Raw genomic sequence first — 22,157 nt, 5'->3', positions numbered from 1 at the left:
ACCCCGGAGCAGCACAGCATGAAAGTATGCAGCACATGTTCCCTGGGGGCGTTGACGTGCCGGCAACGCGAGCCGGCTATGCTGGGCGGCGATCCGCGTCCGCATCGCGGCTCGGAGGCACGCCATCGACCCGACCAGCCCCACCGCTGCCGGCAGGTGGGCGAGGCCAGCGTTCTGGATCGCGCTCTATCTCGCCCTCATCGCCCTGCCCCTGCTCGTCCTGCTGCTGGGCGACCGCCCCGGCGGCGGCGGCTTCGCCTGGGATTTCGCCCTGATCGTCGGATACGCGGCGCTGGCGATGATGGGCGTGCAGTTCGCCCTGACTGCACGCTTCAAGCGCGCCACGGCACCGTTCGGGATCGACGTCATCTACTACTTCCACCGCTATCTGGCGGTGGTCGCCTTCGCGCTGCTGGTGCTGCATGTGGTAGTCCTGCTGGTGACGCGGCCCGAGGCGGTCGGCAGCGTGGATCCGCGCGTCGCGCCCGGCTACATGAGCCTGGGCTGGCTCGCACTGCTGGCGTTCGTCGCGATCGTGCTCAGCTCGCTGCTGCGCAAGACCCTGGGCCTGGGCTACGACGCCTGGCGCCGCGTCCACACTGTTCTGGCGGTCCTGGGCGTCCTGTTCGCACTGCTGCACGTGCTCGGCTCCGGCAGCTACCTCGTCACTCCCGCCAAGCGTGCGTTCTGGATCGCGCTGGCGCTGTCGTGGGTGCTGCTGGCGATCCACGTCCGTCTGTTCCGGCCGCTGTGGCTGCGTCGCCATCCCTGGCGCGTCGCCGAAGTCCGCGAGGAACGCGGCCGCAGCTGGACGGTGGCGGTGGAGCCGGCGCACGGGCACCGCTTCGACTACCAGCCCGGGCAGTTCGCCTGGGTCACCCTGCGCGCCTCGCCGTTCGCGATGCGCGAGCACCCGTTCTCGATCTCCTCCAGCCCTACCCGGCCGGGGCGCCTGGAGTTCACCATCAAGGCGCTGGGCGATTTCACCGCCACCATCGGCGGCATCCGGCCCGGCGAGACCGCCTGGGTGGACGGGCCCTACGGGACCTTCGGCACCGACCACCACCCCGAGGCGCGCGGCTACGTGTTCATCGCCGGCGGCGTCGGCATCGCCCCGATCATCAGCATGCTGCGCGCCTGCGCCGATCGCGGCGAGACCCGCCCGCTATGGCTGTTCTACGGCAACCGCCGCTGGGACCGCGTGGTGTTCCGCGAGGAGCTCGACGCACTGGCGGGGCGGCTCGACCTGCGTATCGTCCACGTACTGGGCGACCCGCCGGACGGCTGGGAAGGCGAACGCGGCTACATCGACCGCGCCGTGCTGGAACGCCACCTGCCGGCGCGGGGGGAGGAACTGCACCACTTCGTCTGCGGCCCGCAGCCGATGATCCAGCTCGCAGAGCGCAGCCTGCGCGCACTGGATGTCCCGGCCTCGCGCGTCCACTCGGAAATCTTCGACCTGGCCTGAGGAGCCCGTCATGCGCAAACAACTGGCAAGAACCCTCGCGATCGCCACCGGCATCATGGTGCTGGTGATTTCGGCCGCATTCGCGATGGTGATGAATCCGGCCTCGGACGACGCTCCCAGCGACGCCGTGGCGGCGGAGGCTGCAGGAGCGGCCACAGCGGGTGCACACGACGCTCCCGCGGCGCAGATCGCGCGTGGCCGTGCGGTGTTCGAGGCGCAGGACTGCATGCGCTGCCACTCGATCGCCGGCGAAGGCAGCCGCCGCAGTCCGCTGGACGATGTCGCCGACCGCCTGGACGAGGCCGAAATGCGCGACTGGATCCTGGGCACGAAGGCGGTCGCGGACGACCTCTCTCCCAGCGCCCTGCGCGCCAAGCAGGCGTACCAGGCGCTGCCCGCCGAAGACATCGACGCTCTGGTGGCCTACCTGCTGAGCCTGTAGCGGCGGCCGACCTGGATCGCATTGGAGCGGGTGAAGGGAATCGAACCCTCGTCAGTAGCTTGGGAAGCTACAGCTCTACCATTGAGCTACACCCGCGCGGGAAGGGAAGTCTAGGACGGGCAGGCCGGGCTTGGCAATCCGCCGCCCCGGTCGAAGCCCCTCCACGGAGCGACCCTGCCCTGAGCCGTAGGAGCCGGCCCGGAGCCGCGTAGGAGCGTGCCATGCATGCGAAAGCCGGCGTGGGCGGCCGTGCCGGGAATCACCGCCCACCCGGCCGGAGACGCCCCGCTTTCGCGGCCATGGCCGCCTACGGAAGCCCTGCTCCGCACCCGGCGGCCCTTTGCTGGAGCGAGCCGCGCACGTGAAGCCCGCGGCCGCGCCGGCGCGGGTGATCGGCCGCGGGCGGTCGGCTCAGAAGCCTTTGCCGAAGGTGACGTGCACGGTGGAGTTGCCGCTGTCGGCGTGCGAGAGAGTGGTGCTCAGGCCGAAGTTGGCGTCCAGTCCCAGCAGCGTGGTGCGCGCGCCCAAGGTCACCGTGGCATAGCTGTCGTCGTAGGCCATCCCGGGCACCGCGTACCAGCCGCTGCCGGCGATCGACTGCGACCGGGCGAAGGCTTCCTCGGGCGCGTCCTCGAACTCGCGGTCCCAGGTCAGGCGTGCATACGGGCGCAGGTGGCCCTCGGCCACCGCCAGCTGCCAGCCCACGCTGCCGATCAGCGAGTCGAAGGTCTGGTCGGGATAGGCCAGCGAGGTCGACAGGCCCGGGTCGCTCTCGGCGAAGCCGTCGACGTCGATCTGCTGCGACACCAGCCCCAGCACCGGGCCGTGGCGCAGATTGCCGTGGCGGAACTCCCAGCCGCCGTTGATCGCGACGGTGAGGTTCTCGCCGTCGGCCGAGCCGCGGTGGGTGCGCCGCGCCGGCCCGAGCCACACGTCGCGGTCGCTGTCGATGTCCAGCTGCGTCCAGCTCAGCTGGCCGTTGACCCAGCCGCCGCCGTCGCCGTACCAGCCGACGAAGCCGCCCAGGGTGATGTCCGAATGTTCGAACTCGCCGCGGCGCATGCCCCAGTCCTGGCGGGTGACGCCGTAGCCGCCGAATGCGCCGAACACCAGGTTGCCGCGGGTCCAGTCGACGCCGCCGGTCAGCGCCGGTGCCAGGCCGTCGTAGGCGTCGGCGTCCCGGTAGCGCTGGTAGTCGCCGCGCAGGTCCAACCACCAGTTGGCGCCGTCGCCCTGCGGGCGGCCGTCGAGGTGCCAGGCCACGCGGTCGGCGCGGGCGCGCCCGACCACCGCCGCCGACTGCGGCAGCGCGGCGATCTGCACCGGCGCCTCGAGCACCGACAGCGCCAGGTCCGCCATCACCGCGTGCCCGGCATCGGTGGGATGTACGCCGTCGGCGAACAGGTAGGTCTTCGGCGCGTCCGGGTTGGTGTAGGTGGACGGGTTGCAGGTCAGCGACTGCGAGACGATCTGCGGCTCGCAGGCGGTACCGGTGACGTTGGCGAACCCGTACAGGCCCGGGTCGGCCACCACTTCCTGCAGGAAGCTGAAGGTATCGAGCGGGATCACCCGCAGCCCGGCGCCGGCGATGCCGCCGAACAGCGCGTCGTTGTAGGCGGTGGCCAGCGCGGTCAGCTGCGCCTGCGCCACCGGGCCCTGCGCGCGCGCGGCCGGGGTGATGCCCATGTCAGGAAGGGTCGGAACCAGGATGTAGCGGGCGCCGGCCTGCTGCAGCGCGCCGACCAGGCCGACCTGCCCGGCCACCGCGGTGCCCAGGGTCTCCTCCACCGGCGCGCCCGCGGCGATCGCGAAGATGTCGTTGGCGCCGGCCCAGATCGAGTACAGCGCATCGGGATCGGCGCTGCCGCCGGTCGAGGCCAGGTAGCTGCCGACCTGGCTGGTCACCGAGGGCGTGGGGCCCAGCGCCCCCGTGCGGTCGCCGACCACCCAGGCGCCGCCCACGGCGTAGTTGTCGCCGTTCTGGCCGTTGCCGTTGGCCGAGGCGTCGGTGCCGTAATGGTCGGCGACGAACTGTGCCCACACCCAGCCCGGGTTGGTGGTGAACTGGCCGGCCACCGCCTGCGCCTCTGGCGGCAGCAGCGGACGGAAGAAGCCGCCGTCGGTGAGGCTGTCGCCGAAGAAGATGGTGCGCGAGAAGCGGTCGTCGTCGGCGGAGGCCGGCGCGGCGGCGACGGCCAGCGCGACAGCGAGGGCGGCGGGAGCGAGGCGGGACAGGGGCATTGATTCCTCCAGAATCGTGCAGACGGGCGCCAGCAGGGGACATACGGCGGCGGATGGTGGCGCATCGTTCCACGATCGCGACGGCCGCTCAAGACGCACCGCGTCATCGCGACGCCGCCGCATGCATCGCCGCCCCGCAACGGCGACAATGGCCGCCATGGACATCATCCTCAACGGCGACCCGCTCGCCCTCTCCGACCCGTCCACCATCGCCGACCTGCTGCAGGCCCGGGGCCTGGCCGGCCGGCGGGTGGCGGTCGAGGTCAACGGCGCGATCGTCCCGCGCGGCCGGCACGATGCGCACGCGCTGCAGGACGGCGATCGCGTGGAGATCGTGCACGCGCTCGGCGGCGGCTGACTGCGCCGGCCGACGCGCGCGCATTTCGGCGGCGGTCCACCGGCAATGAACCCCGCGCGAACGGCGCCGCCGCAAGCCGGTCCATCTGCGCAATAATTGCGCGATGACCGCTTTCACACCTTCCGATGACCCGCTGGTCATCGCCGGCAAGCGCTACCAGTCGCGCCTGCTCACCGGCACCGGCAAATTCAGGGATCTCGACGAGACCGCCCGCGCCACCACGGCCGCCGGCGCCCAGATCGTCACCGTGGCGATCCGCCGCACCAACATCGGCCAGAACCCGGACGAGCCCAATCTGCTGGACGTGCTGCCGCCGGACCGCTACACCATCCTGCCCAATACCGCCGGCTGCTACACCGCCGAGGACGCGGTGCGCACCTGCCGGCTGGCGCGCGAACTGCTCGACGGCCACAACCTGACCAAGCTCGAGGTGCTGGGCGACCCGAAGACGCTGTTCCCGGACGTGGTCCAGACCCTGAAGGCGGCCGAGCAGCTGGTCGCCGACGGGTTCGAGGTGATGGTCTACACCAGCGACGACCCGATCCTGGCGCGGCGCCTGGAGGAGATCGGCTGCGTGGCGGTGATGCCGCTGGCGGCGCCGATCGGTTCCGGCCTCGGCATCCAGAACAAGTACAACCTGCTCGAGATCATCGAGAACGCCAAGGTGCCGGTGCTGGTCGACGCCGGCGTCGGTACCGCCTCCGACGCCGCGATCGCGATGGAACTCGGCTGCGATGGCGTGCTGATGAACACCGCCATCGCCGGCGCCAAGGACCCGGTGCGGATGGCGCGGGCGATGAAGCTGGCGGTCGAGGCCGGCCGCGACGCGTTCCTCGCCGGCCGCATCCCCCGCAAGCGCTACGCCAGCGCCTCCAGCCCGGTGGATGGTCTGATCGGCTGATGGCGATGCGCCGCATCAATCCCCGTCGCCGTCGCCCCCCTCCCGTAGAGCGGAGCTTGCTCCGCTGCTGGCGGCTCCGGAGCCCCCGTAGCGGAGCAAGCTCCGCTCTACGGGGGCGGGCGGGGGCATGAGCGAGGCGGGCCGCGACAAGCCCTTCACCGTCGAGCCCGGCCGGCGCCGGGTGCGCAGCTTCGTGCTGCGCCAGGGCCGCTTCAGCGAGGCGCAGCAGCGCGCGTTCGAGCAGCTCTGGCCGCGCTTCGGCCTCGACCACCGCTCGCCCGCCGTGCAGCCCGTCCCGCGCGATCTCGACGCCGCATTCGGCCGTCGCGCGCCGCGCGTGCTCGAGATCGGCTTCGGCAACGGCGAGGCCCTGCGCCATGCCGCCAGCCACGACCCGGACCGCGACTACATCGGCATCGAGGTCCACGCCCCCGGCGTGGGCCGGCTGCTGAACGCCCTGGCGGAGGACGGCAGCGACCACGTGCGCGTCTACCATCACGACGCCGTCGAAGTGCTCGAGCACGAGATCGCCGACGCCTCGCTCGACGAGATCCGCATCTACTTCCCCGATCCCTGGCACAAGAAGCGCCACAACAAGCGCCGCCTGGTGCAGCCGGCGTTCGCCGACCTGCTGGTGCGCAAGCTGGCCGCAGGCGGGCGCTTGCACCTCGCCACCGATTGGCAGGACTATGCCGAGCAGATGTGGGACGTGCTAGACGCCACCGCCGGTCTCCGCAACAGCGCCGGCCCGCGCGGCCACGTGCCGCGGCCTCCCTGGCGCCCGCAGACCCACTTCGAGACGCGCGGCCAGCGCCTGGGCCATGGGGTCTGGGATCTGTTGTACGACCGGGTGATTGGTGATTCGTGATTGCTGAGCCGAAAAAGCGGCAGTTTCTTGAAGCACCCGTAGGGCCGGAAGCGCCGCACGACAGGCGAAGGCTGGCCATCCACCTGGATTTCCCGGCATCGCGAAACGGATCCTGGCCTTCCGGATGACGATCCGGGGGCCACCGGCTGACGGTCCGACGCCTGCAGCCCGCCTTTCCCAACCACGAATCACCAATCACGAACCCCGGCCCCATGGACACCGCACTCGCGCTTACCACGGACATGAAGATCGTCCTGGCCCTGGTGAGCCTGACGATGCTGCTGTTCGTGTTCCAGCGCGTGCGCGCCGATCTGGTGGCGCTGGTGGTGCTGGTGCTGCTGGGGCTGTCCGGGCAGGTGGCGTCGGAAGACGTGTTCAACGGCTTCTCCTCCAACGCCGTGATCAGCGTGATCGCCACGATGATCCTCGGCATGGGCCTGGACCGCACCGGCGCGCTCAACCGCCTGGCCGGCTGGCTGCTGCGGCGCGCGCACGGCGTGGAGCAGCGGCTGTTCCTGCTCACCTCGGCGGTGGCCGGTCTCAACTCGTCCTTCATGCAGAACCCGTCGGTGATGGCGCTGTACCTGCCGGTGGCCTCGCGGCTGGCCTCGCGCACCGGCATCACCCTGTCGCGGCTGCTGCTGCCGATCGGCGCGGCGATCGTGGTGGGCGGCACCCTGACCATGGTCGGCAGCTCGCCGCTGATCCTGCTCAACGACCTGCTGGTGGCGGCCAACGCCAACCTGCCCTCGGGCGTGGCCACGCTGGAGCCGCTGAACATGTTCGCGCCGCTGCCCATCGGCCTGGCGCTGTTGGCGATGGTGCTGGCCTACTTCCACTTCTTCGGCAACCGCCAGCTGCGGGACGGCGACGACGACGGCGGCGTCACCCCCGCCCGCACCCAGAGCTACTTCGCCCGCGCCTACGGCATCGACGGCGACGTGTTCGAGCTCACCGTTACCGCCGACAGCCCGCTCGTGGGCATGACCTTCGGCGAGGCCGAGACCCTGCACAACGCACCGGTGCTGCTGGCGCTGAAAGCCGACAGCGAGGCCAAGCTGGCGCCGGCCGCCGACTCGCGCATCTGGGTGGGCAGCGTGATCGGCGCCATGGGTACGCGCCAGCAGGTGGCGGATTTCGCGCAGAACCAGTTCCTGCGCTTGAGCACCCGGCTGCGCACCTTCGGCGACCTGTTCAACCCCGCCCGCGCCGGCATCTCCGAGGCGGTGGTGCCGCCGACCTCGCAGTTCATCGGCAAGACCGCCAACGAACTGCAGCTGCGGCGCCAGCACGGCATCCGCCTGCTGGCGATCAACCGCGGCAAGGACGAGGAGGTCATCCGCGACAACGTGCGCGACGTTGCGCTGCGCGCCGGCGACATGCTGGTGCTGCACAGCTTCTGGCAGGCGCTGACGGGAACCGCCAGGCGCGACCTGGTGATGGTGACCGACTACCCGAAAGGCGAGCAGCGCCCGCACAAGTTCAAGATCGCCATGGCGATCTTCGCGGTGACGATCCTGATCGCCCTGTCCTCGCGCATTCCCACCTCGATCGCGCTGATGACCGGCGTGGTCGGCATGCTGGTGTTCGGCGTGCTGAAGATGGACGAGGCCTACAGCGCCATCAACTGGAAGACCGTGTTCCTGATGGCCTGCCTGATCCCGCTGGGCTGGGCCATGGACTCCAGCGGCGCCGCCGCCTGGGTGGCCGGGCATACCATCGAACAGCTACCGGCCGGCCTGCCGATCTGGGCGATCGAGATCGCCGTGGCGTTCCTGACCACCGCCTTTTCGCTGGTGATCAGCCACGTCGGCGCCACCATCGTGGTGGTGCCGCTGGCCATCAACCTGGCCCTGGCCGCCGGCGGCGACCCCACTGCCTTCGCCCTGATCGTGGCGCTGGCGGCCTCCAACAATTTCATGACCCAGTCCAACCCGGTACTGTCGATGATCACCGGCCCCGCGGGCTACCAGCCCCGCGACCTCTGGCGCGTCGGCCTGCCGCTTTCGCTGGTCTACACCCTGGTCGTGGTGGCGATGGTCAACCTGCTGTTCTGAGCGCCGCGCGGCCCTCGCCCCCGCAGGGGCATGGATCGCCAATCGCCAATCGCCCGCCGGTCGCGGTCGCAGCCGCCGATGCCGGAAGGCCGATGCGATAATCCCGCATCCGCGCCCGTCGACGACAGCGCCCCGCATCTCCAGACTCCCGCACCGGAGGCCCCGATGTCCGACCCCCGCCACGACCCCTCCCGCCGCATCCGCGCCCCGCGCGGCAGCCAGCTCAGCTGCAGGTCCTGGCTGACCGAAGCCCCGTTCCGCATGCTCCAGAACAACCTGGATCCGGAAGTGGCCGAGCGCCCGGAGGACCTGGTCGTCTACGGCGGCATCGGCCGCGCCGCGCGCGACTGGGACTGCTTCGACAGGATCTTGGAGACGCTCAGGACCCTCGGCGACGACGAGACCCTGCTGGTGCAGTCCGGCAAGCCGGTCGGCGTCTTCCCCACCCACCCCGATGCGCCGCGCGTGCTGATCGCCAACTCCAACCTGGTACCGGCCTGGGCCGACTGGGAGCACTTCCACGAGCTGGACCGCAAGGGCCTGATGATGTACGGCCAGATGACCGCCGGCAGCTGGATCTATATCGGCAGCCAGGGCATCGTCCAGGGCACCTACGAGACCTTCGTCGAGATGGGCCGCCAGCACTACGGCGGCAATCTCGCCGGCAGATGGATCCTCACCGCCGGCCTCGGCGGCATGGGCGGTGCCCAACCCCTGGCCGCCAGCCTAGCCGGCGCCTGCAGCCTCAACATCGAGTGTCAGCAGAGCCGCATCGACTTCCGCCTGAAGACTCGCTACGTCGATGAGCAGGCGAGCGACCTCGACGATGCCCTCGCCCGTATCGAGAAGTACACGAAGGCGGGTCAGGCCAGGTCGATCGCGCTGCTCGGCAACGCCGCCGAGGTGCTGCCGGAACTGGTCCGCCGCGGCGTCCGCCCCGACGCCGTCACCGACCAGACCAGCGCCCACGACCCGATCCACGGCTACCTGCCGATCGGCTGGACCGTCGAGCAGTGGCTCGCCGAACAGCAGGCGAACCCGGAGCGGGTACGCGACGAGGCCAAGCGATCCATGCGCGCCCACGTCGAGGCGATGCTCGCGTTCCACCGGCAGGGCGTGCCGACCTTCGACTACGGCAACAACATCCGCCAGATGGCCAAGGACGAGGGTTGCGCGAACGCCTTCGATTTCCCGGGCTTCGTGCCCGCCTACGTGCGCCCGCTGTTCTGCCGCGGCATCGGCCCGTTCCGCTGGGTCGCCCTCTCGGGCGACCCGGAGGACATCTACAGGACCGACGCCAAGGTCAAGGAACTGATCCCCGAGGACGCTCCGCTGCACAACTGGCTCGACATGGCACGCGAGCGCATCGACTTCCAGGGCCTGCCCGCGCGCATCTGCTGGGTGGGCCTGGGCCAGCGCCACCGGCTGGGCCTGGCGTTCAACGAGATGGTCCGCACCGGCGAGCTGAAGGCGCCGGTAGTCATCGGCCGCGACCATCTGGACAGCGGCAGCGTCGCCTCGCCCAATCGCGAAACCGAAGCGATGCAGGACGGCAGCGACGCGGTCAGCGACTGGCCGTTGCTCAACGCCATGCTCAACGTCGCCGGCGGCGCCACGTGGGTGAGCCTGCACCACGGCGGCGGCGTGGGCATGGGCTACAGCCAGCACAGCGGCGTGGTGATCGTCTGCGACGGCACCGCCGAGGCCGACCGGCGCATCGCCAGAGTGCTGTGGAATGACCCGGGCACGGGAGTGATGCGGCATGCGGATGCCGGCTACGACACCGCGAAGCAGTGCGCCCTGGAGCAGGGACTGAAGCTGCCGATGGCATAGCGGCACCAACTTGCCGGAAGATGTCAGGAACCCATGCTCGCCACCCTTGCCGTCGCCCACTACCGTTCTCTGCACGAGCTCGTCGTCCCGATGGGGCGGCTGAATCTGGTCACCGGCGCCAACGGTAGCGGCAAGTCGAGCCTGTACCGCGCGCTGCGCCTGCTTGCCGAGACCGCCCAGGGCGGCGTGGTCCCGGCACTGGCGCGCGAGGGAGGCCTGGCGTCCACGCTGTGGGCCGGCCCCGAAACGCTCAGCGGCCGCATGCGGCGGGGCGAGGCGCCGGTCGAGGGAAGCCAGCGCCAGAAGCCGGTCTCGCTCAAACTGGGCTTCGCCGGCGACGACTTCGGCTATGCCATCGACCTGGGGCTGCCGACGCCCTCGCAGTCGCTGTTCTCGCGCGACCCGGAGGTCAAACGCGAGGCGATCTGGAGCGGCCCGTTCCTGCGCCAGGGTAATCTGCTGGTCGACCGTCGCGGGCCGCTGGCGCGGGTTAGGGACGGCCGGGGCTGGCGGGTCGCCGGCGAGCACCTCGGCGCGTTCGAGAGCCTGTTCGCCCAGCTTTCCGATCCGCGCAACGCCCCGGAGGTGCTGCAGCTGCGCGAGACGATCCGCGGCTGGCGCTTCTACGACCACTTCCGCGCCGATGCCGACGCGCCGGCGCGGCTGCCGCAACCGGGCACGCGCACGCCGGTACTCAGCCACGACGGCCACGACCTCGCCGCGGCCTGGGCAACGATCCGCGAGATCGGCGATCCGACGGCCTTGGACGCCGCCGTGGCCGATGCCTTTCCTGGCGCCCACGTCGAAGTCCTCGTCGAGGGCGGTCGCTTCTCGCTCCAGTTCGGCCAGCACGGGCTGCTGCGGCCGCTGTCGGCCGCAGAACTCTCCGACGGCACCCTGCGCTACCTGCTGTGGATCGCCGCCCTGCTCACCCCGCGGCCGCCGCCGCTGATGGTGCTCAACGAACCGGAAACCAGCCTGCACCCCGACCTGCTGGCGGCGCTCGCCCGCCTGATCGCCCAGGCATCGCAGCGCACCCAGGTATGGGTGGTGTCGCACGCCAGCCGGTTGATCGCCGCGCTGGAGCAGACACCCGACTGCAATTCGGTCCGGCTGGTCAAACGGGACAGCCGGACCTCGATCGAGGACCAGGGCATGCTGGACGCTCCGGCCTGGCACTGGCCGGAGCGGTAGATGCTGTCTACCTGGCGCGCACGTTGCGGTGGCGGCCTACAATCGGGTCATGGACTATCAGCTGGTCATCAAGTTCTGGCGTCCCTCGCTGCCGGACGAAGCGTTTCTCGCCACGATCGAGCAGGAACTGAACCAGGCGCTCGGCGATACCGCCGAGCAGGAGGGGCACGACGTCGGCCCGAAGGAGATCAACCTCTTCATGCTCACGGCCGACCCCCGCCATTCGTTCCGTCGCGCAAAGGCCGTTCTGGAGCGGCTCGGGGTGACGCACGGCGTTTCCGCCGCCTACCGCCTGGTCGGAGGCGCGGAGTTCACCTCGCTGTGGCCGCTGCGCGCGACGCGCAGGTTCAAACTCCCCTGACGAAGACCGGGGCTCATCGGCGCTTCGGCCTCACCGGCACCACGACCGGCGCCGGTCGGGCCGAAATCACTCCAGCGCAAACGACCCGGTCCGCACCTCGCCTTGGCGCAGGTAGCGCGAGATGAGGATGCCGTTCGGCGATGCGACGGACTCGTCCAGGCGAAAGGCGGCTGCCTGGCCCGCGTCCGGGAACAACCGCTTGCCCTTGCCGAGCAGCACCGGAAACACCAGCAGGCGCAGCTCGTCGACCATGTCGGTGGCGAGCAGTCGCTGGACCAGCTCGCTGCTGCCCTGGGTCAGCAGGTCCGCGCCGTCCTGCCGCTTCAACTCGCGCACCGCCGCGACGACGTCCTCGCCCAGCCCCCGGCTGTTCTGCCACGCCAGGGTGGCGGGGCGGTGTGTGGCGACGTGCTTGGTCACGCCGTTGAACAACGCAGCCATACCTGCGTCTTCCGCGTCGGCCGGCACGCGCGGCCAGTGCGCCGCGAAGATGTCGTAGGTCCGCCGCCCGAGCAGCAGCTCGAACGGGCGCGAGAACAGCTCGTCCATGGCCGTGCCGAACGCCTCGTCGACATGGGGAACCAGCCAGCCGCCGTGGGCGAAACCGCCGTCGGTGTCCTCTTCGGGCCCGCCCGGCGCCTGCATGACGCCGTCGAGGCTGGTGAAAGCGGCAACGATGAGTTTGCGCATTGGTCTGCTCCCTTGCTGTGGTTGGTATCGATCGGGCCCTCGCCCGTATCCTGTGGTGGCGACGGCCCGGAGGGGCGCGATTCGACATCGATCGACGTGCCGGCTGGAGCGCCAAATGGCCGAGTTGCCGACCTGCGCACATTTGCAGGTGACTTCCGGCCTGGAACCGCGGCAACGGGGCTGGTAGTTTCGCCGGCTTCGTGTCCGCACGGGCCCGTGGCGCCGATCGCGACACGCCGTGTCGATTCCCGGGGTCCCCGTCCGTCGCCTCGATGCCGCCATGGCGGCAGGTCCGCCCGGGTCTTCCCTATCTCCAGCGAGTCGCCTCCATGAGCACCGAACCGACCCAGACCGCCGAAGCCGTCGCCGCCCCGCCTCCGCCGAAGGGCTCGGTCTGGGCGGCCCTGCGCGACGCGATCCGCGGCACCGGCGCCGACTACACCAAGATCCCGATGCGCAAGGCGGTGTTCCTGCTCGCCGTCCCGATGGTGCTGGAACTGGTGCTCGAGTCCACCTTCGCGGTGGTGGACATCTACTTCGTCGGCAAGCTGGGCTCGTCCGCGGTGGCCACCGTGGGCCTGACCGAAAGCTACCTGTTCCTGCTGTACTCGATCGCGATGGGCCTGGCGATGGCCGTGACCGCCGTGATCGCCCGGCGCATCGGCGAGCACAAACCCGAGGAAGCCGCGATCACCGCCGTGCAGGCCATCCTGCTCGCGATGCTGGTGTCGGTGCCGTTCGCCCTGGTCGGCATCCTCTACGCCCAGGATCTGCTGCGGGTGATGGGCGCCGACGACTGGACCCTGCAGCACGGCTACCGCTATATGCAGTGGATGCTCGGCGGCAACGCGGTGATCATGCTGCTGTTCGTGATCAACGCGATCTACCGCGGTGCCGGCGACGCCGCCATCGCCATGCGCGTGCTGTGGGTGGCCAACGGCCTGAACATCGTGCTGGACCCGATCCTGATCTTCGGATTCGGCCCGATCCCGGCGATGGGCATCGAGGGCGCCGCCATCGCCACCAACATCGGCCGCGGCGCCGGCGTGCTGATGCAGCTGTGGATCCTGTTCCGCGGCGGCAAGCACATCCGGGTGACCGGCGCGCACCTGGTGTGGCGCGGTGCGGTGCTGTTCAACATCGTGCGCACCTCGCTGGGCGGGGTGGGCCAGATGATCGTGGCGATGACCTCGTGGATCTTCCTGATGCGGATCCTGGCCAGCATCGGCAGCGAGGCGGTCGCCGGCGCGACGATCGCGATCCGGATCATGATGTTCACGCTGATGCCGGCCTGGGGCATGTCCAACGCCGCGGCCACGCTGGTGGGGCAGAACCTCGGCGCCGGCCAGCCTGAGCGCGCCGAGGCCTCGGTGTGGCGGATCGGCTGGTACAACATGGTCTTCACCGTGGCGGTGTCGGTGGTGTTCTTCCTGTTCCACGACCGGCTGATCGCCGTGTTCACCGACGACCCCACCGTGATCGAGATCGGCGGCAGCTGGCTGCTGATCCTGTCGTATTCCTATTTCGTCTACGGCTGGTGGATGGTGGCGGTGCAGGCCTTCAACGGCGCCGGCGACACGGTCACCCCCACCAAGATCAACCTGGTGTTCTTCTGGCTGATCCAGATCCCGCTGTCGTACTGGCTGGCGATCACCCTGGACTGGCAGCACACCGGCGTGTTCTGGGCGGTGTTCGTCTCCGAGACCACCGTGGGCCTGTTCACCCTGTGGCTGTTCTCGCGCGGGAAGTGGAAGACCATGCAGGTGTAGGCTCGCCAGCCGCAGCGCCGACCGGGCGCACGCACGATCGCGGTTGTGCCGCCGCCGCTATCCGGCTGCCGCCCGGTCCATGACCACCTGCGTGGTGAAGGCGAGCACGTTGTCGTCCGGCGTCAGCCACTCGCGGGTGAAATCGACGAAGGCGTCCATGTCCTCGACCTGCACGATCAGCACGAAGTCGCTCGCGCCGGTGACGTAGTAGCACTGCACGACCTGGCTGCACCGCGCCATCCTCGCCCGAAAGCGGTCGAGCGCCTCGGGCCCCTCGCGTTCCAGGTCCACGCCGACGATGCAGGTCGTCCCCAGCCCGAGCGCGGCTGGCGATACCAGCGCAACCTCCGCTTGGATGACGCCGCATTCGCGCATGCGCTTGAGCCGGCGCTGCACCGCCGTCGCCGACAGGCCGACGGCCTCGCCGATCGCCTCGGCCGCCAGGCGGGTGTCGGCCCGGTAGATGTCCAGGATCCTGCGATCGAAGGCATCCAGCACGTGCCTCGGATGTCCACGTACGCCGGCGAGCGCCGCGCCACGGCGAGGCGTGGATGGTTGCAGGACGGTGCGGGCGTTCCCTGCATGCATGGAGCGGCCATCGAGTGAACTGCCGCAATGCTGGCACGTGGGAACGGATCGTCCACGGGCCAAATGGCATACCTGCTGCCGGTGCAGGACGCCACCACGTCGAGGCGCGGATCGCCGCATCGCGGCGCCGATGGCCGGCGCTCGGCCGCAAAACGACGCCGCGACGCAAGTACCATGACCGCGTCGCCGGCCGGATCCTCGGCCACGGCTCACCGTCGGGAAACACCATGCGCCGTCCGTGCCTGTCCACCGCTCCTTCCCGCGCGATCCGCGGGGTTCTCGGTGCCCTGCTCGCGTTCACCGTGGCCGGCCCCGTGCCGCCGTTGCATGCGGGCGCCTCGGAGGCCTCCGCCCAGGTAGCCGCGGAAGCGGCCCGGCTGCTGGAGCAGCACGTCGAAGACGTCTCCGGCCCCGGCATCGCGGTCCTCGTTGCGCGCGGAGACCAGGTGCTGTTCCGAGATGCGCGGGGCATGGCCAGCGTGGAGTTGGGCGTCCCGCTGCAGGCCGGGCACGTGGTCCGGATCGCATCGATCACCAAGCAGTTCAGCGCGGCGGGCCTGCTCAGGCTGGTCGACCAGGGCAAGGTGAAGCTGGACGATCCGCTCTCGGCATACCTGCCGGAGTTTCCCGGCGGGCACCGGATCACGCTCGCCCAGCTGCTCAACCATACGTCCGGAGTCCGCAGCTATACCCGCATTCCCAGCCACATGGACGAATCGATCCACCGGGAGATCGATACCGCGTCCCTGGTCGCCGTGTTCGGCGACCATCCCGTCGATTTCGGCCCGGGCCAGGGCTACGCCTACAACGATTCCGGCTACGTGCTGGTCGGTGCGGTGATCGAGAAGGTGACCGGCCAGGCCTGGGACGACTGGTTGAAGAGCGAACTGTTCGAGCGTTTCGGCCTGGAACGCACCCGGGGCGGCGCCACCCGCAGCGTGGTGCCGGGGCACGCGGCCGGTTATCGCATCGAGGACGACGGAACGGTGTCGCCGGCACGCCCCCTGGACATGACTCAACCCCATGCGGCCGGCGCGCTGCTGTCGACCGTGGACGACCTCTGGCGCTGGAATCGCGCATTGCACGGCGGCCGGGTGCTGTCCGCGGAGAGCTACCGGCGGATGGTCGCCCCCGAAGGGCCGGCCGCCGATGCCGGGCATCGCTATGGTTTCGGCATCCGTGCATCGACCCTGGAGGGGCTGCCGATGTACGAGCACAGCGGCGGCATCCTCGGCTTCGTCTCGATGCTGCTGTACCTGCCCGAGGGCGAGATCACCGTCGCCGTGGTGCGCAACGCCACCGGGCGCGGCGATGGCAGCGTCGACCTGATCGCGCGCCGGCTGGCGACGGCCGCGCTGGGTGCGCCGGATCCTGCTTCCCCGGCGCCCATCGCACCGGGTCCCGGACATGCGATCAATCCAACCAGGGAGACACGATGAAGGCCACCGGATATCCAACGATGCTTCGCCTGGGGCTGGCCATTGCTGCGGTGCTGGCACCCCCGGCGCTCGTACGGGCGGACGAGGGCGCCGCGATCCGAGACGAGGCCCTCGCCCAGCGCATCAACGCGCTGGATGCGGAATTCTTCGCGGCGTTCAACGCCTGCGACGTGGACGGGCACATGGCGATGGTGGACGAGGACGTCGAGTTCTACCACGACAAGGGAGGCCTGACGAAAGGCCGCAGCGGCATGGAGCGGATGGCCCGCGAACGCTGCGCCAACAGCCGGGTGACGCTTCGCCGCGAAGTGGTGGAAGGCAGCCTGAAGGTGTACCCGGTGCCCGGCCATGGCGCGATCCAGGAGGGTTCGCATCGCTTCTACCTCACCGAGGAGGGCGACGAGGAACGGCTGGTCGAGATCGCCAGGTTCGTGCACGTATGGGAGCACGGAGAGTCCGGCTGGAAGATCGTGCGCGCCCTCAGCTACGATCACCGGACTCCGTAGGCACGACCACCTGCACTCCGGCCTGCCATTGGCCTTGCGTGACGGCACCCCCCACTTCGCACTCCCAGTCGCACATGACCGTTCTCGTCACCGGCAGCGCCGGACACCTGGGTGAAGCCCTGATGCGCACGCTGCGCGCGCAGGGCCGAGATGCCGTCGGCCTGGACCGCGTCGCCTCCCCGCATACCGGCCTGGTGGGCTCGATCGCGGATCGCGCGTTCGTGGACCGGGCCATGGCGGGCGTGCGAGCGGTGCTGCATGCGGCCACCCTGCACAAGCCGCACGTCGCCACGCATTCCCGCCAGGATTTCGTCGACACCAACGTTGCCGGCACGCTCAATCTGCTGGAAGCGGCAGTCGCGCAGGGGGTCCAGGCCTTCGTCTTCACCAGCACCACCAGCGCATTCGGCGATGCGCTGGTGCCTGGCGACGGCGAGCCCGCGGCCTGGATCACGGAGGACGTGGTGCCGGTAGCCAAGAACATCTATGGGGCGACCAAGACCGCCGCCGAGGACCTGTGCCGGCTGTTCCACCGCAACCATGGCCTGCCCTGCCTGGTACTGCGCACCTCGCGTTTCTTCCCGGAAGCGGACGACGATGCCGGCAAGCGCGGCGCCTACGCCGACGGCAACCTCAAGGCCAATGAGTTCCTGTACCGGCGCGCCGACGTGCAGGACCTGGTGGATGCGCACCTGCTGGCGGTCGAGCGTGCACCGGACATCGGCTTCGGCCGCTACATCCTCAGCGCGACCACGCCCTTCGTCCGCGACGACCTGGCGGAGCTGCGTCGCGACGCGCCCGCCGTCGTGGCCAGCTACTTTCCCGGCTACCACGCCGTGTATGCGCGGCACGGCTGGAGCATGTTCCCCGGCATCGATCGGGTCTACGTCAATGCGTTGGCCCGGGACCGCCTCGGCTGGCGGCCGCGCTACGACTTCGCCCACGTGCTGGCGTGCCTGGAAGCCGGCCAGGATCCGCGCAGCCCGCTGGCGCAGGACATCGGCGCCAAGGGATATCACGCCGGCGCCTACGCCGACGGGCTCTATCCCGTGGACCCTTGAGCACGGCTGCACCGATGCGGCCCCGCCCGATCACCGTGCTGCGCCGGTGGTCCGCCAGAGCAGCGTGGCGTACAACAGCAGCGACACGACCACGTAGCCGGACTCCACCCATGCCCGCCGCCGGGCATCGTGCCGCGACCCGGTGACGTCCAGGAGGAACTGCCGAAGCAGGAACATGTAGAGGATGTAGTAGAGGAACGGCACGACATGCACGTACCAGGCGTAGTCGCCGATCTGCCTGCCGAAGCGCGCCAGGATCCAGCCGACCTGGGCGTAGATGCCGAGGATGCCGAGACCGGCGTTGATCAGCATCCACTTGACCTGGTCCAGCCCGAACAGCGCGAGATAGAACACCATGTAGACCACGATGGCGATGCCGCCGTGGGCATAGACGAACCCGATGCCCGGCCCGCTGTCGGCATAGGCCATATAGAAGCCCGACAGTCCGAACAGCAGCATGTGGAACATGAAGAACGGGTAGGCGAAGCGGCCGAGCGCGTCCTTGCCGAGACCGGGCCCGGATATCGCAATCGCCTCGCGGCGGCGTGCGGGCCTCGCTGCCGGGTCGGCGCTACGCGTTGGCTTCACGGAGCGCTCCGGCGACGGTTGTGCTCACCGCGACGCACCAGACGGTGGCGACAGGCGGGTGCGGACACGGCCCGGGAGACGAGGCGTTCCAAGCGAGGCGACTCCAAAGGCGGCCGGAGACGGATCGTCGCCGATCCCGGTCGGATCGGCTACCCCGGCACGCGGCTGCCTTGCTCCGAAAATGCACGAGGCCCCGATGGACGGGGCCTCGTGCGCGCTGGGATCGATCGCTGCCGACGCTGCTCAGTAACCGAGCGCCTCCACGATCAACCCGGTCGCCGCTTCCACCAACAGGTAGCGATCCGCGTCCGGACGCACCCAGCGATGACCCGGCGGCGGGCTGTCCAGCCGGTAGGCACGGTAGTCGTCGATGTAGTACGCCGGCTCCAGGTGCTCCAGCGGGATCCGGTCGCCGCGCTTCCAGGCCTGCTTCTGCCAGCCGAGGTGTCGGCCGTTGTCGTGGCGGCCGTGCGCCTTCGGCGGGTTGTCGCGATGGGCCTGGGCATGAGCCGGCGGACCGCCGTGACCTTCCCGTTCGTGTCCCTTGTTCTTGCCGGCCAGCACCGGCGAAGACGCAAGCGCGAGAGCGACGAGCGATGCGGTCAGGATTCGATTGTTCATCGGGGCCTCCTTCGGATTCGGATGAATCGAGTGGGCCGAGCCTACGGCCGACGCAGTGAACGGGCCGGGACGCGGGGCTGAATCCTACGCAACGGTTCAGCCGCGGCCGCAGTGGCTCAGCGCGCCGCTTCCGGCGCCTTGTCGCGGCTAAGCACCAGCGCGGTCACCACGCTGGCGACGCCCGGCAGCGCCGCGATGCGATCGCGGGCGCGGTTGACGGTGGCGGTGTCCTGGCCGGCCAGTTCCACCAGCAGGTCGACCTCGCCCGCCAGCGAATAGCAACGCTCGACTTCGGCGGCGGCGGTGACCGCCGCCACCACCTGGGCGTCGGGGGTTTGCTGCAGCCGCACCAGCAGGATGGCGTGCAGCGCGCCCGCCGGCGGCGCGAGTTCGACCGTGTAACGGCGGATGGTGCCATCGGCCTGCATGCGCGCGATGCGGTCGCGCACACTGCTGCGAGACAGCGAGACCGCGGCGGCGAGGGTCTTCAGCGGTCGGCTGTCATCCTCGCGCAGCAGCGCGAGCAGGCGGCGATCGATGTCATCCAAGTCGGCGTCCGTCCATTTGTCGGGGCGTTCCGGAAAAATGACGGGACCCGCAGCGGAGGCGGGGTGTCAGCATGGAGCCTGGCCAGGGGTAGGCATCAGCCATGCAGCGCCGCCAATTCTGCCAGCTCATCGCGGCCGCGGCCGCCACCTCCCTGCAGCCGTCCGCCACACGAGGATCCGACATGCGCATCAGACCGCAGCAACCGACCGGTAACGCGTACGCCCAGGCCTGCGAAGTAACGGGATTCTCGCGGCTGCTATTCGTCAGCGGCCAGGTGCCGGCCGACGCCTCGGGCAAGGTACCCGCCGGCTATCCCGAGCAGTACCGCCTTGCCTGGGCCAACGTCGAGGCGCAACTCGCGGCTGCGGGCATGGGCTTCGACAACCTGGTCAAGGTCACGATCTTCCTGTCCAGCCGGGACCTGATCGCGCAAAGCGCCGGACTGCGCCAGCAGGTGCTTGGCGACTGCTCGCCGGCGCTGACCATCGTGATCGCAGGCATCTACGACGCCGCCTGGCTGCTGGAGATCGAAGCGGTGGCGGCGGCATGAACGCCGCCTGTCGTCGCCCGACGGGCCGTCGGCGACCGCCCCGAGCGCCCCGGTGCGGATCGGGCGTCAGTCCGGCGCGACCCACCGCCAGGGGAAGTCGGCCGCCTTGCTGATGCCGATCCGCGGCGTCACCAGCAGCGGCCGCGTGTCGCGGTGGCCGTCGTCGAGGATGGCCACCCGGCTGCCGGCGACGAGGTCCTCGCCGTCGTGTCCTCTATCGATGCCGAACGCCTGGCCCACCTTGCCGGGGCCGTTGGCCAGGTCGATCTCGCGCCGCGGCCGGCCGCGCGCCGCGCGCATCGCTTCGATGCCGGCGAGCGGCCGCACCGCGCGGATCAGCACGCCGGCGCCGTTGCCGCAGGTGGCGTTGCAGCACCAGTGCAGCCCGTAGCTGAGGTAGACGTAGAGGTGGCCGGGCGGGCCGAACATGGTGGCATTGCGCGCGGTCCTGCCACGGAAGGAATGGGCGGCCGGGTCGTCGGCACCGCGGTAGGCCTCGACTTCGACGATGCGGCCTGCGCGTCCGTCGGCCACGGCGAAGACCCGGTGGACCAACTCGGGGGCGACTTCCAGCACGTCGCGGTCGAAGAAGGCGCGGGGCAGTCCGCGCCCGAACTCAGGACCCAAGGCCGCGCAGCACCCACCGGTGCCGCCGCCCGTGGCGGGAACCGTCGTCGCAGGCGGCTGCGCCGTTTCCGGCGTCCGCCGACGCCCGGACGGCGGCCCGGGCGCCGACGCCTGCAACCGGCGTCGCCGTCGCGCCAGGCAGGGCCGCGTCAGGCCGGTGCATGCGAGGCCCTTGGATGACTTGGCGAGGCATGCCGCAACTCTACCGATACGGGGCGCGTACGGAGTGAACGGCAGCCCGGCAGGGGGCAAGCGGACGGGGCCCCTGCCTACAATGCAGCTCCACCGCCCACGAGCACCGCCATGTCCTCCCCGCCCGTGATCGGCATCGTCGGCAGCGCGGGCGCCTACGGGCGCTGGCTGCAGGCATTCTTCGCCAAGCGGATGGGGTCCGAAGTCCTCGGCTCGGATCCGGCCGATCCGGCCGGCCTGGCCCCGGAAGCGCTGGTGGAGCGCAGCGACGTGCTGGTGTTCTCGGTGCCGATCCGCCGCACCGCCGCGACGATCGACGAATACGTCCGCATCGCAGGCGGACGCGAGCATCGCCAGCTGTGGATCGACGTCACGTCCATCAAGGCGGCGCCGGTGGCGGCGATGGTGCGCTCGCGTGCCGAAGTCGTCGGCCTGCACCCGATGACCGCGCCGCCGGCCGCGCCCACCCTCAAGGGACGGGTACTGGTGGTCTGCGAGGTACGTCTGGAACGTTGGCGCGGCTGGCTGCAGAGGCTGCTGGCGGCGCTGGAAGCGCAGTCCGTGCGCAGCGACCCCGACCGCCACGACCGGGTCATGGCGCTGGTGCAGGCGATGGTGCACGCGAGCCATCTGGCCCAGGCCGGGGTACTGCGCACGCACGCTGCGCAGCTCGGCGGGCTGGAAGGGCTGATGCCGTTCCGCTCCGCCTCGTTCGAGCTGGATTCCGCGGTGGTGGCGCGCATCCTCTCGCTGAACCCGGCGATCTACGAGGACATCCAGTTCGAGAACCCGCACGTCCCCGGCGTGCTGGACGCGTTGGCCGGCGAGCTGGCGCGGCTGCGCGATGCGGTGCATCGCGGCGGCGACGAGGCGCGCAGCGGATTCCGGCAGCACTTCCTGCTCGACAATCGCGAGGCGTTCGGCGCCGCGGCCCTGCGCGAAGGAAACCACGGCTTCCAGCGGCTCGGCTGGCTGCTGGCGGACCTGGCGGAGGTCCGGGCGCTCAGCGTGCACCTGCCCCTGGACGAACCGGGAGCGCTGCGGCGGCTGCTGCACGTATTCGAGCGGCTCGGCATCAGCCTGTCGTCGATCCATTCCGCGCGCACCCCGGAGGGCGAGGTGCATTTCCGGATCGGGTTCGCGGCGACGTGCGCGCCGGAACTGCTGCTGGAGGTCGGCGCGCAGATCGAGCGCGAGGGGATCGGCCGGGTGCTGTAGCGAGGACGTGAACCTTTTCGCCTCTGCACCGACTAC

At 70.2% G+C, this 22,157-nt stretch carries 22 protein-coding genes and 1 tRNA gene; 15 read left to right on the top strand and 8 right to left on the bottom strand.

Features of this window, described 5'->3' with window-relative positions; translation table 11 throughout:
• Positions 1-91: 91 nt before the first annotated feature.
• Positions 92-1,468: a ferredoxin reductase family protein gene (locus H0E84_RS18020; protein WP_345776345.1), complete on the top strand. Its 1,377-nt coding sequence runs from the start codon at positions 92-94 to the stop codon at positions 1,466-1,468.
• A gap of 10 nt (positions 1,469-1,478) precedes the next feature.
• On the top strand, positions 1,479-1,910 hold the full coding sequence (locus tag H0E84_RS18015) for a c-type cytochrome (protein ID WP_180680031.1): 432 nt from the start codon (positions 1,479-1,481) through the stop codon (positions 1,908-1,910).
• A 22-nt stretch (positions 1,911-1,932) separates the two neighbouring features.
• Here H0E84_RS18015 and H0E84_RS18010 read toward each other — a convergent pair.
• Both H0E84_RS18010 and H0E84_RS18005 read right to left on the bottom strand, forming a co-directional pair.
• A tRNA-Gly gene (locus H0E84_RS18010) sits at positions 1,933-2,006 on the bottom strand.
• 315 nt (positions 2,007-2,321) lie between these two features.
• Positions 2,322-4,151: an autotransporter domain-containing protein gene (locus H0E84_RS18005; protein ID WP_180680030.1), complete on the bottom strand. Its 1,830-nt coding sequence runs from the start codon at positions 4,149-4,151 to the stop codon at positions 2,322-2,324.
• Positions 4,152-4,308: 157 nt separating this feature from the next.
• Here H0E84_RS18005 and thiS point away from each other — a divergent pair, with 157 nt between their 5' ends.
• The 7 genes from thiS to H0E84_RS17970 all read left to right on the top strand — a co-directional run bounded on the left by thiS (position 4,309) and on the right by H0E84_RS17970 (position 11,723).
• Positions 4,309-4,509 (top strand): sulfur carrier protein ThiS, encoded by a 201-nt coding sequence (thiS, locus tag H0E84_RS18000; RefSeq protein WP_180680029.1) that lies wholly within the window; start codon positions 4,309-4,311, stop codon positions 4,507-4,509.
• Positions 4,510-4,612: 103 nt separating this feature from the next.
• A complete protein-coding gene (locus H0E84_RS17995; RefSeq protein WP_180680028.1) occupies positions 4,613-5,410 on the top strand; it encodes a thiazole synthase in 798 nt (265 codons plus the stop codon).
• Between the two features lie 127 nt (positions 5,411-5,537).
• The gene (trmB, locus tag H0E84_RS17990) at positions 5,538-6,278 is read left to right on the top strand and encodes a tRNA (guanosine(46)-N7)-methyltransferase TrmB (protein ID WP_180680027.1); all 741 of its coding nucleotides are present in this window, start codon (positions 5,538-5,540) and stop codon (positions 6,276-6,278) included.
• Between the two features lie 212 nt (positions 6,279-6,490).
• Entirely contained in the window at positions 6,491-8,335 is a 1,845-nt protein-coding gene (locus H0E84_RS17985) for an SLC13 family permease (protein WP_180680026.1), read from the top strand.
• 165 nt (positions 8,336-8,500) lie between these two features.
• A complete protein-coding gene (gene hutU, locus H0E84_RS17980; protein WP_180680025.1) occupies positions 8,501-10,168 on the top strand; it encodes a urocanate hydratase in 1,668 nt (555 codons plus the stop codon).
• Positions 10,169-10,201: 33 nt separating this feature from the next.
• A complete protein-coding gene (locus H0E84_RS17975) occupies positions 10,202-11,362 on the top strand; it encodes an AAA family ATPase (RefSeq protein WP_180680024.1) in 1,161 nt (386 codons plus the stop codon).
• 49 nt (positions 11,363-11,411) lie between these two features.
• Positions 11,412-11,723: a hypothetical protein gene (locus tag H0E84_RS17970; RefSeq protein ID WP_180680023.1), complete on the top strand. Its 312-nt coding sequence runs from the start codon at positions 11,412-11,414 to the stop codon at positions 11,721-11,723.
• A 66-nt stretch (positions 11,724-11,789) separates the two neighbouring features.
• Here H0E84_RS17970 and H0E84_RS17965 read toward each other — a convergent pair whose 3' ends face one another.
• A complete protein-coding gene (locus H0E84_RS17965) occupies positions 11,790-12,413 on the bottom strand; it encodes a dihydrofolate reductase family protein (RefSeq protein WP_180680022.1) in 624 nt (207 codons plus the stop codon).
• A 329-nt stretch (positions 12,414-12,742) separates the two neighbouring features.
• Here H0E84_RS17965 and H0E84_RS17960 point away from each other — a divergent pair, with 329 nt between their 5' ends.
• Positions 12,743-14,182, top strand: a complete 1,440-nt coding sequence (locus H0E84_RS17960; RefSeq protein ID WP_180680021.1) for an MATE family efflux transporter — start codon at positions 12,743-12,745, stop codon at positions 14,180-14,182.
• Between the two features lie 57 nt (positions 14,183-14,239).
• Here H0E84_RS17960 and H0E84_RS17955 read toward each other — a convergent pair whose 3' ends face one another.
• A complete protein-coding gene (locus tag H0E84_RS17955) occupies positions 14,240-14,680 on the bottom strand; it encodes an Lrp/AsnC family transcriptional regulator (protein WP_219339817.1) in 441 nt (146 codons plus the stop codon).
• 317 nt (positions 14,681-14,997) lie between these two features.
• Between H0E84_RS17955 and H0E84_RS17950 the strand changes: the two genes are divergently transcribed.
• The 3 genes from H0E84_RS17950 (at position 14,998) to H0E84_RS17940 (ending at position 17,776) form a co-directional block, all read left to right on the top strand.
• The gene (locus tag H0E84_RS17950; protein WP_180680019.1) at positions 14,998-16,209 is read left to right on the top strand and encodes a serine hydrolase domain-containing protein; all 1,212 of its coding nucleotides are present in this window, start codon (positions 14,998-15,000) and stop codon (positions 16,207-16,209) included.
• Positions 16,206-16,715 carry a nuclear transport factor 2 family protein gene (locus H0E84_RS17945; protein WP_180680018.1) on the top strand — a complete coding sequence of 170 codons (510 nt, stop codon included), beginning with the start codon at positions 16,206-16,208 and terminating at the stop codon, positions 16,713-16,715. Before H0E84_RS17950 ends, H0E84_RS17945 begins: the two co-directional genes overlap by 4 nt.
• 74 nt (positions 16,716-16,789) lie before the next feature.
• Entirely contained in the window at positions 16,790-17,776 is a 987-nt protein-coding gene (locus tag H0E84_RS17940; protein WP_180680017.1) for an NAD-dependent epimerase/dehydratase family protein, read from the top strand.
• 30 nt (positions 17,777-17,806) lie between these two features.
• On the opposite strand, the gene H0E84_RS17935 is transcribed toward H0E84_RS17940, so the two are convergent.
• The 3 genes from H0E84_RS17935 to H0E84_RS17925 form a co-directional block, all read right to left on the bottom strand.
• Positions 17,807-18,364: a hypothetical protein gene (locus H0E84_RS17935; protein WP_180680016.1), complete on the bottom strand. Its 558-nt coding sequence runs from the start codon at positions 18,362-18,364 to the stop codon at positions 17,807-17,809.
• 243 nt (positions 18,365-18,607) lie between these two features.
• On the bottom strand, positions 18,608-18,985 hold the full coding sequence (locus tag H0E84_RS17930) for an RcnB family protein (RefSeq protein ID WP_180680015.1): 378 nt from the start codon (positions 18,983-18,985) through the stop codon (positions 18,608-18,610).
• Between the two features lie 116 nt (positions 18,986-19,101).
• Positions 19,102-19,533 carry an Lrp/AsnC family transcriptional regulator gene (locus H0E84_RS17925; RefSeq protein WP_180680014.1) on the bottom strand — a complete coding sequence of 144 codons (432 nt, stop codon included), beginning with the start codon at positions 19,531-19,533 and terminating at the stop codon, positions 19,102-19,104.
• A 182-nt stretch (positions 19,534-19,715) separates the two neighbouring features.
• Between H0E84_RS17925 and H0E84_RS17920 the strand changes: the two genes are divergently transcribed.
• Positions 19,716-20,084 (top strand): RidA family protein, encoded by a 369-nt coding sequence (locus H0E84_RS17920; protein ID WP_180680013.1) that lies wholly within the window; start codon positions 19,716-19,718, stop codon positions 20,082-20,084.
• A gap of 66 nt (positions 20,085-20,150) precedes the next feature.
• Here the strand turns inward: H0E84_RS17920 and H0E84_RS17915 are convergent, their stop codons facing one another.
• Positions 20,151-20,711 carry a DNA-3-methyladenine glycosylase gene (locus H0E84_RS17915; RefSeq protein WP_219339816.1) on the bottom strand — a complete coding sequence of 187 codons (561 nt, stop codon included), beginning with the start codon at positions 20,709-20,711 and terminating at the stop codon, positions 20,151-20,153.
• A 303-nt stretch (positions 20,712-21,014) separates the two neighbouring features.
• Here H0E84_RS17915 and H0E84_RS17910 point away from each other — a divergent pair, with 303 nt between their 5' ends.
• The gene (locus H0E84_RS17910) at positions 21,015-22,121 is read left to right on the top strand and encodes a prephenate dehydrogenase (RefSeq protein WP_180680012.1); all 1,107 of its coding nucleotides are present in this window, start codon (positions 21,015-21,017) and stop codon (positions 22,119-22,121) included.
• Positions 22,122-22,157 lie beyond the last annotated feature (36 nt).

Origin of the sequence: Luteimonas salinisoli (genome assembly GCF_013425525.1) — a bacterium.
Lineage (GTDB): Bacteria > Pseudomonadota > Gammaproteobacteria > Xanthomonadales > Xanthomonadaceae > Luteimonas > Luteimonas salinisoli.
The sequence above is the reverse complement of the archived record's forward strand: the minus strand, read 5'-3'. Positions and strand labels throughout refer to the sequence as shown.

Excerpts from the sequence above, each read along its gene's own strand:
- H0E84_RS18015 (WP_180680031.1), top strand. The coding sequence starts at position 1,479 with ATGCGCAAACAACTGGCAAGAACCCTCGCGATCGCCACCGGCATCATG.
- H0E84_RS18005 (WP_180680030.1), bottom strand. The coding sequence starts at position 4,151 with ATGCCCCTGTCCCGCCTCGCTCCCGCCGCCCTCGCTGTCGCGCTGGCC.
- thiS (WP_180680029.1), top strand. The coding sequence starts at position 4,309 with ATGGACATCATCCTCAACGGCGACCCGCTCGCCCTCTCCGACCCGTCC.
- H0E84_RS17995 (WP_180680028.1), top strand. The coding sequence starts at position 4,613 with ATGACCGCTTTCACACCTTCCGATGACCCGCTGGTCATCGCCGGCAAG.
- trmB (WP_180680027.1), top strand. The coding sequence starts at position 5,538 with ATGAGCGAGGCGGGCCGCGACAAGCCCTTCACCGTCGAGCCCGGCCGG.
- H0E84_RS17985 (WP_180680026.1), top strand. The coding sequence starts at position 6,491 with ATGGACACCGCACTCGCGCTTACCACGGACATGAAGATCGTCCTGGCC.
- hutU (WP_180680025.1), top strand. The coding sequence starts at position 8,501 with ATGTCCGACCCCCGCCACGACCCCTCCCGCCGCATCCGCGCCCCGCGC.
- H0E84_RS17975 (WP_180680024.1), top strand. The coding sequence starts at position 10,202 with ATGCTCGCCACCCTTGCCGTCGCCCACTACCGTTCTCTGCACGAGCTC.
- H0E84_RS17970 (WP_180680023.1), top strand. The coding sequence starts at position 11,412 with ATGGACTATCAGCTGGTCATCAAGTTCTGGCGTCCCTCGCTGCCGGAC.
- H0E84_RS17965 (WP_180680022.1), bottom strand. The coding sequence starts at position 12,413 with ATGCGCAAACTCATCGTTGCCGCTTTCACCAGCCTCGACGGCGTCATG.
- H0E84_RS17960 (WP_180680021.1), top strand. The coding sequence starts at position 12,743 with ATGAGCACCGAACCGACCCAGACCGCCGAAGCCGTCGCCGCCCCGCCT.
- H0E84_RS17950 (WP_180680019.1), top strand. The coding sequence starts at position 14,998 with ATGCGCCGTCCGTGCCTGTCCACCGCTCCTTCCCGCGCGATCCGCGGG.
- H0E84_RS17945 (WP_180680018.1), top strand. The coding sequence starts at position 16,206 with ATGAAGGCCACCGGATATCCAACGATGCTTCGCCTGGGGCTGGCCATT.
- H0E84_RS17940 (WP_180680017.1), top strand. The coding sequence starts at position 16,790 with ATGACCGTTCTCGTCACCGGCAGCGCCGGACACCTGGGTGAAGCCCTG.
- H0E84_RS17930 (WP_180680015.1), bottom strand. The coding sequence starts at position 18,985 with ATGAACAATCGAATCCTGACCGCATCGCTCGTCGCTCTCGCGCTTGCG.
- H0E84_RS17920 (WP_180680013.1), top strand. The coding sequence starts at position 19,716 with ATGCGCATCAGACCGCAGCAACCGACCGGTAACGCGTACGCCCAGGCC.
- H0E84_RS17910 (WP_180680012.1), top strand. The coding sequence starts at position 21,015 with ATGTCCTCCCCGCCCGTGATCGGCATCGTCGGCAGCGCGGGCGCCTAC.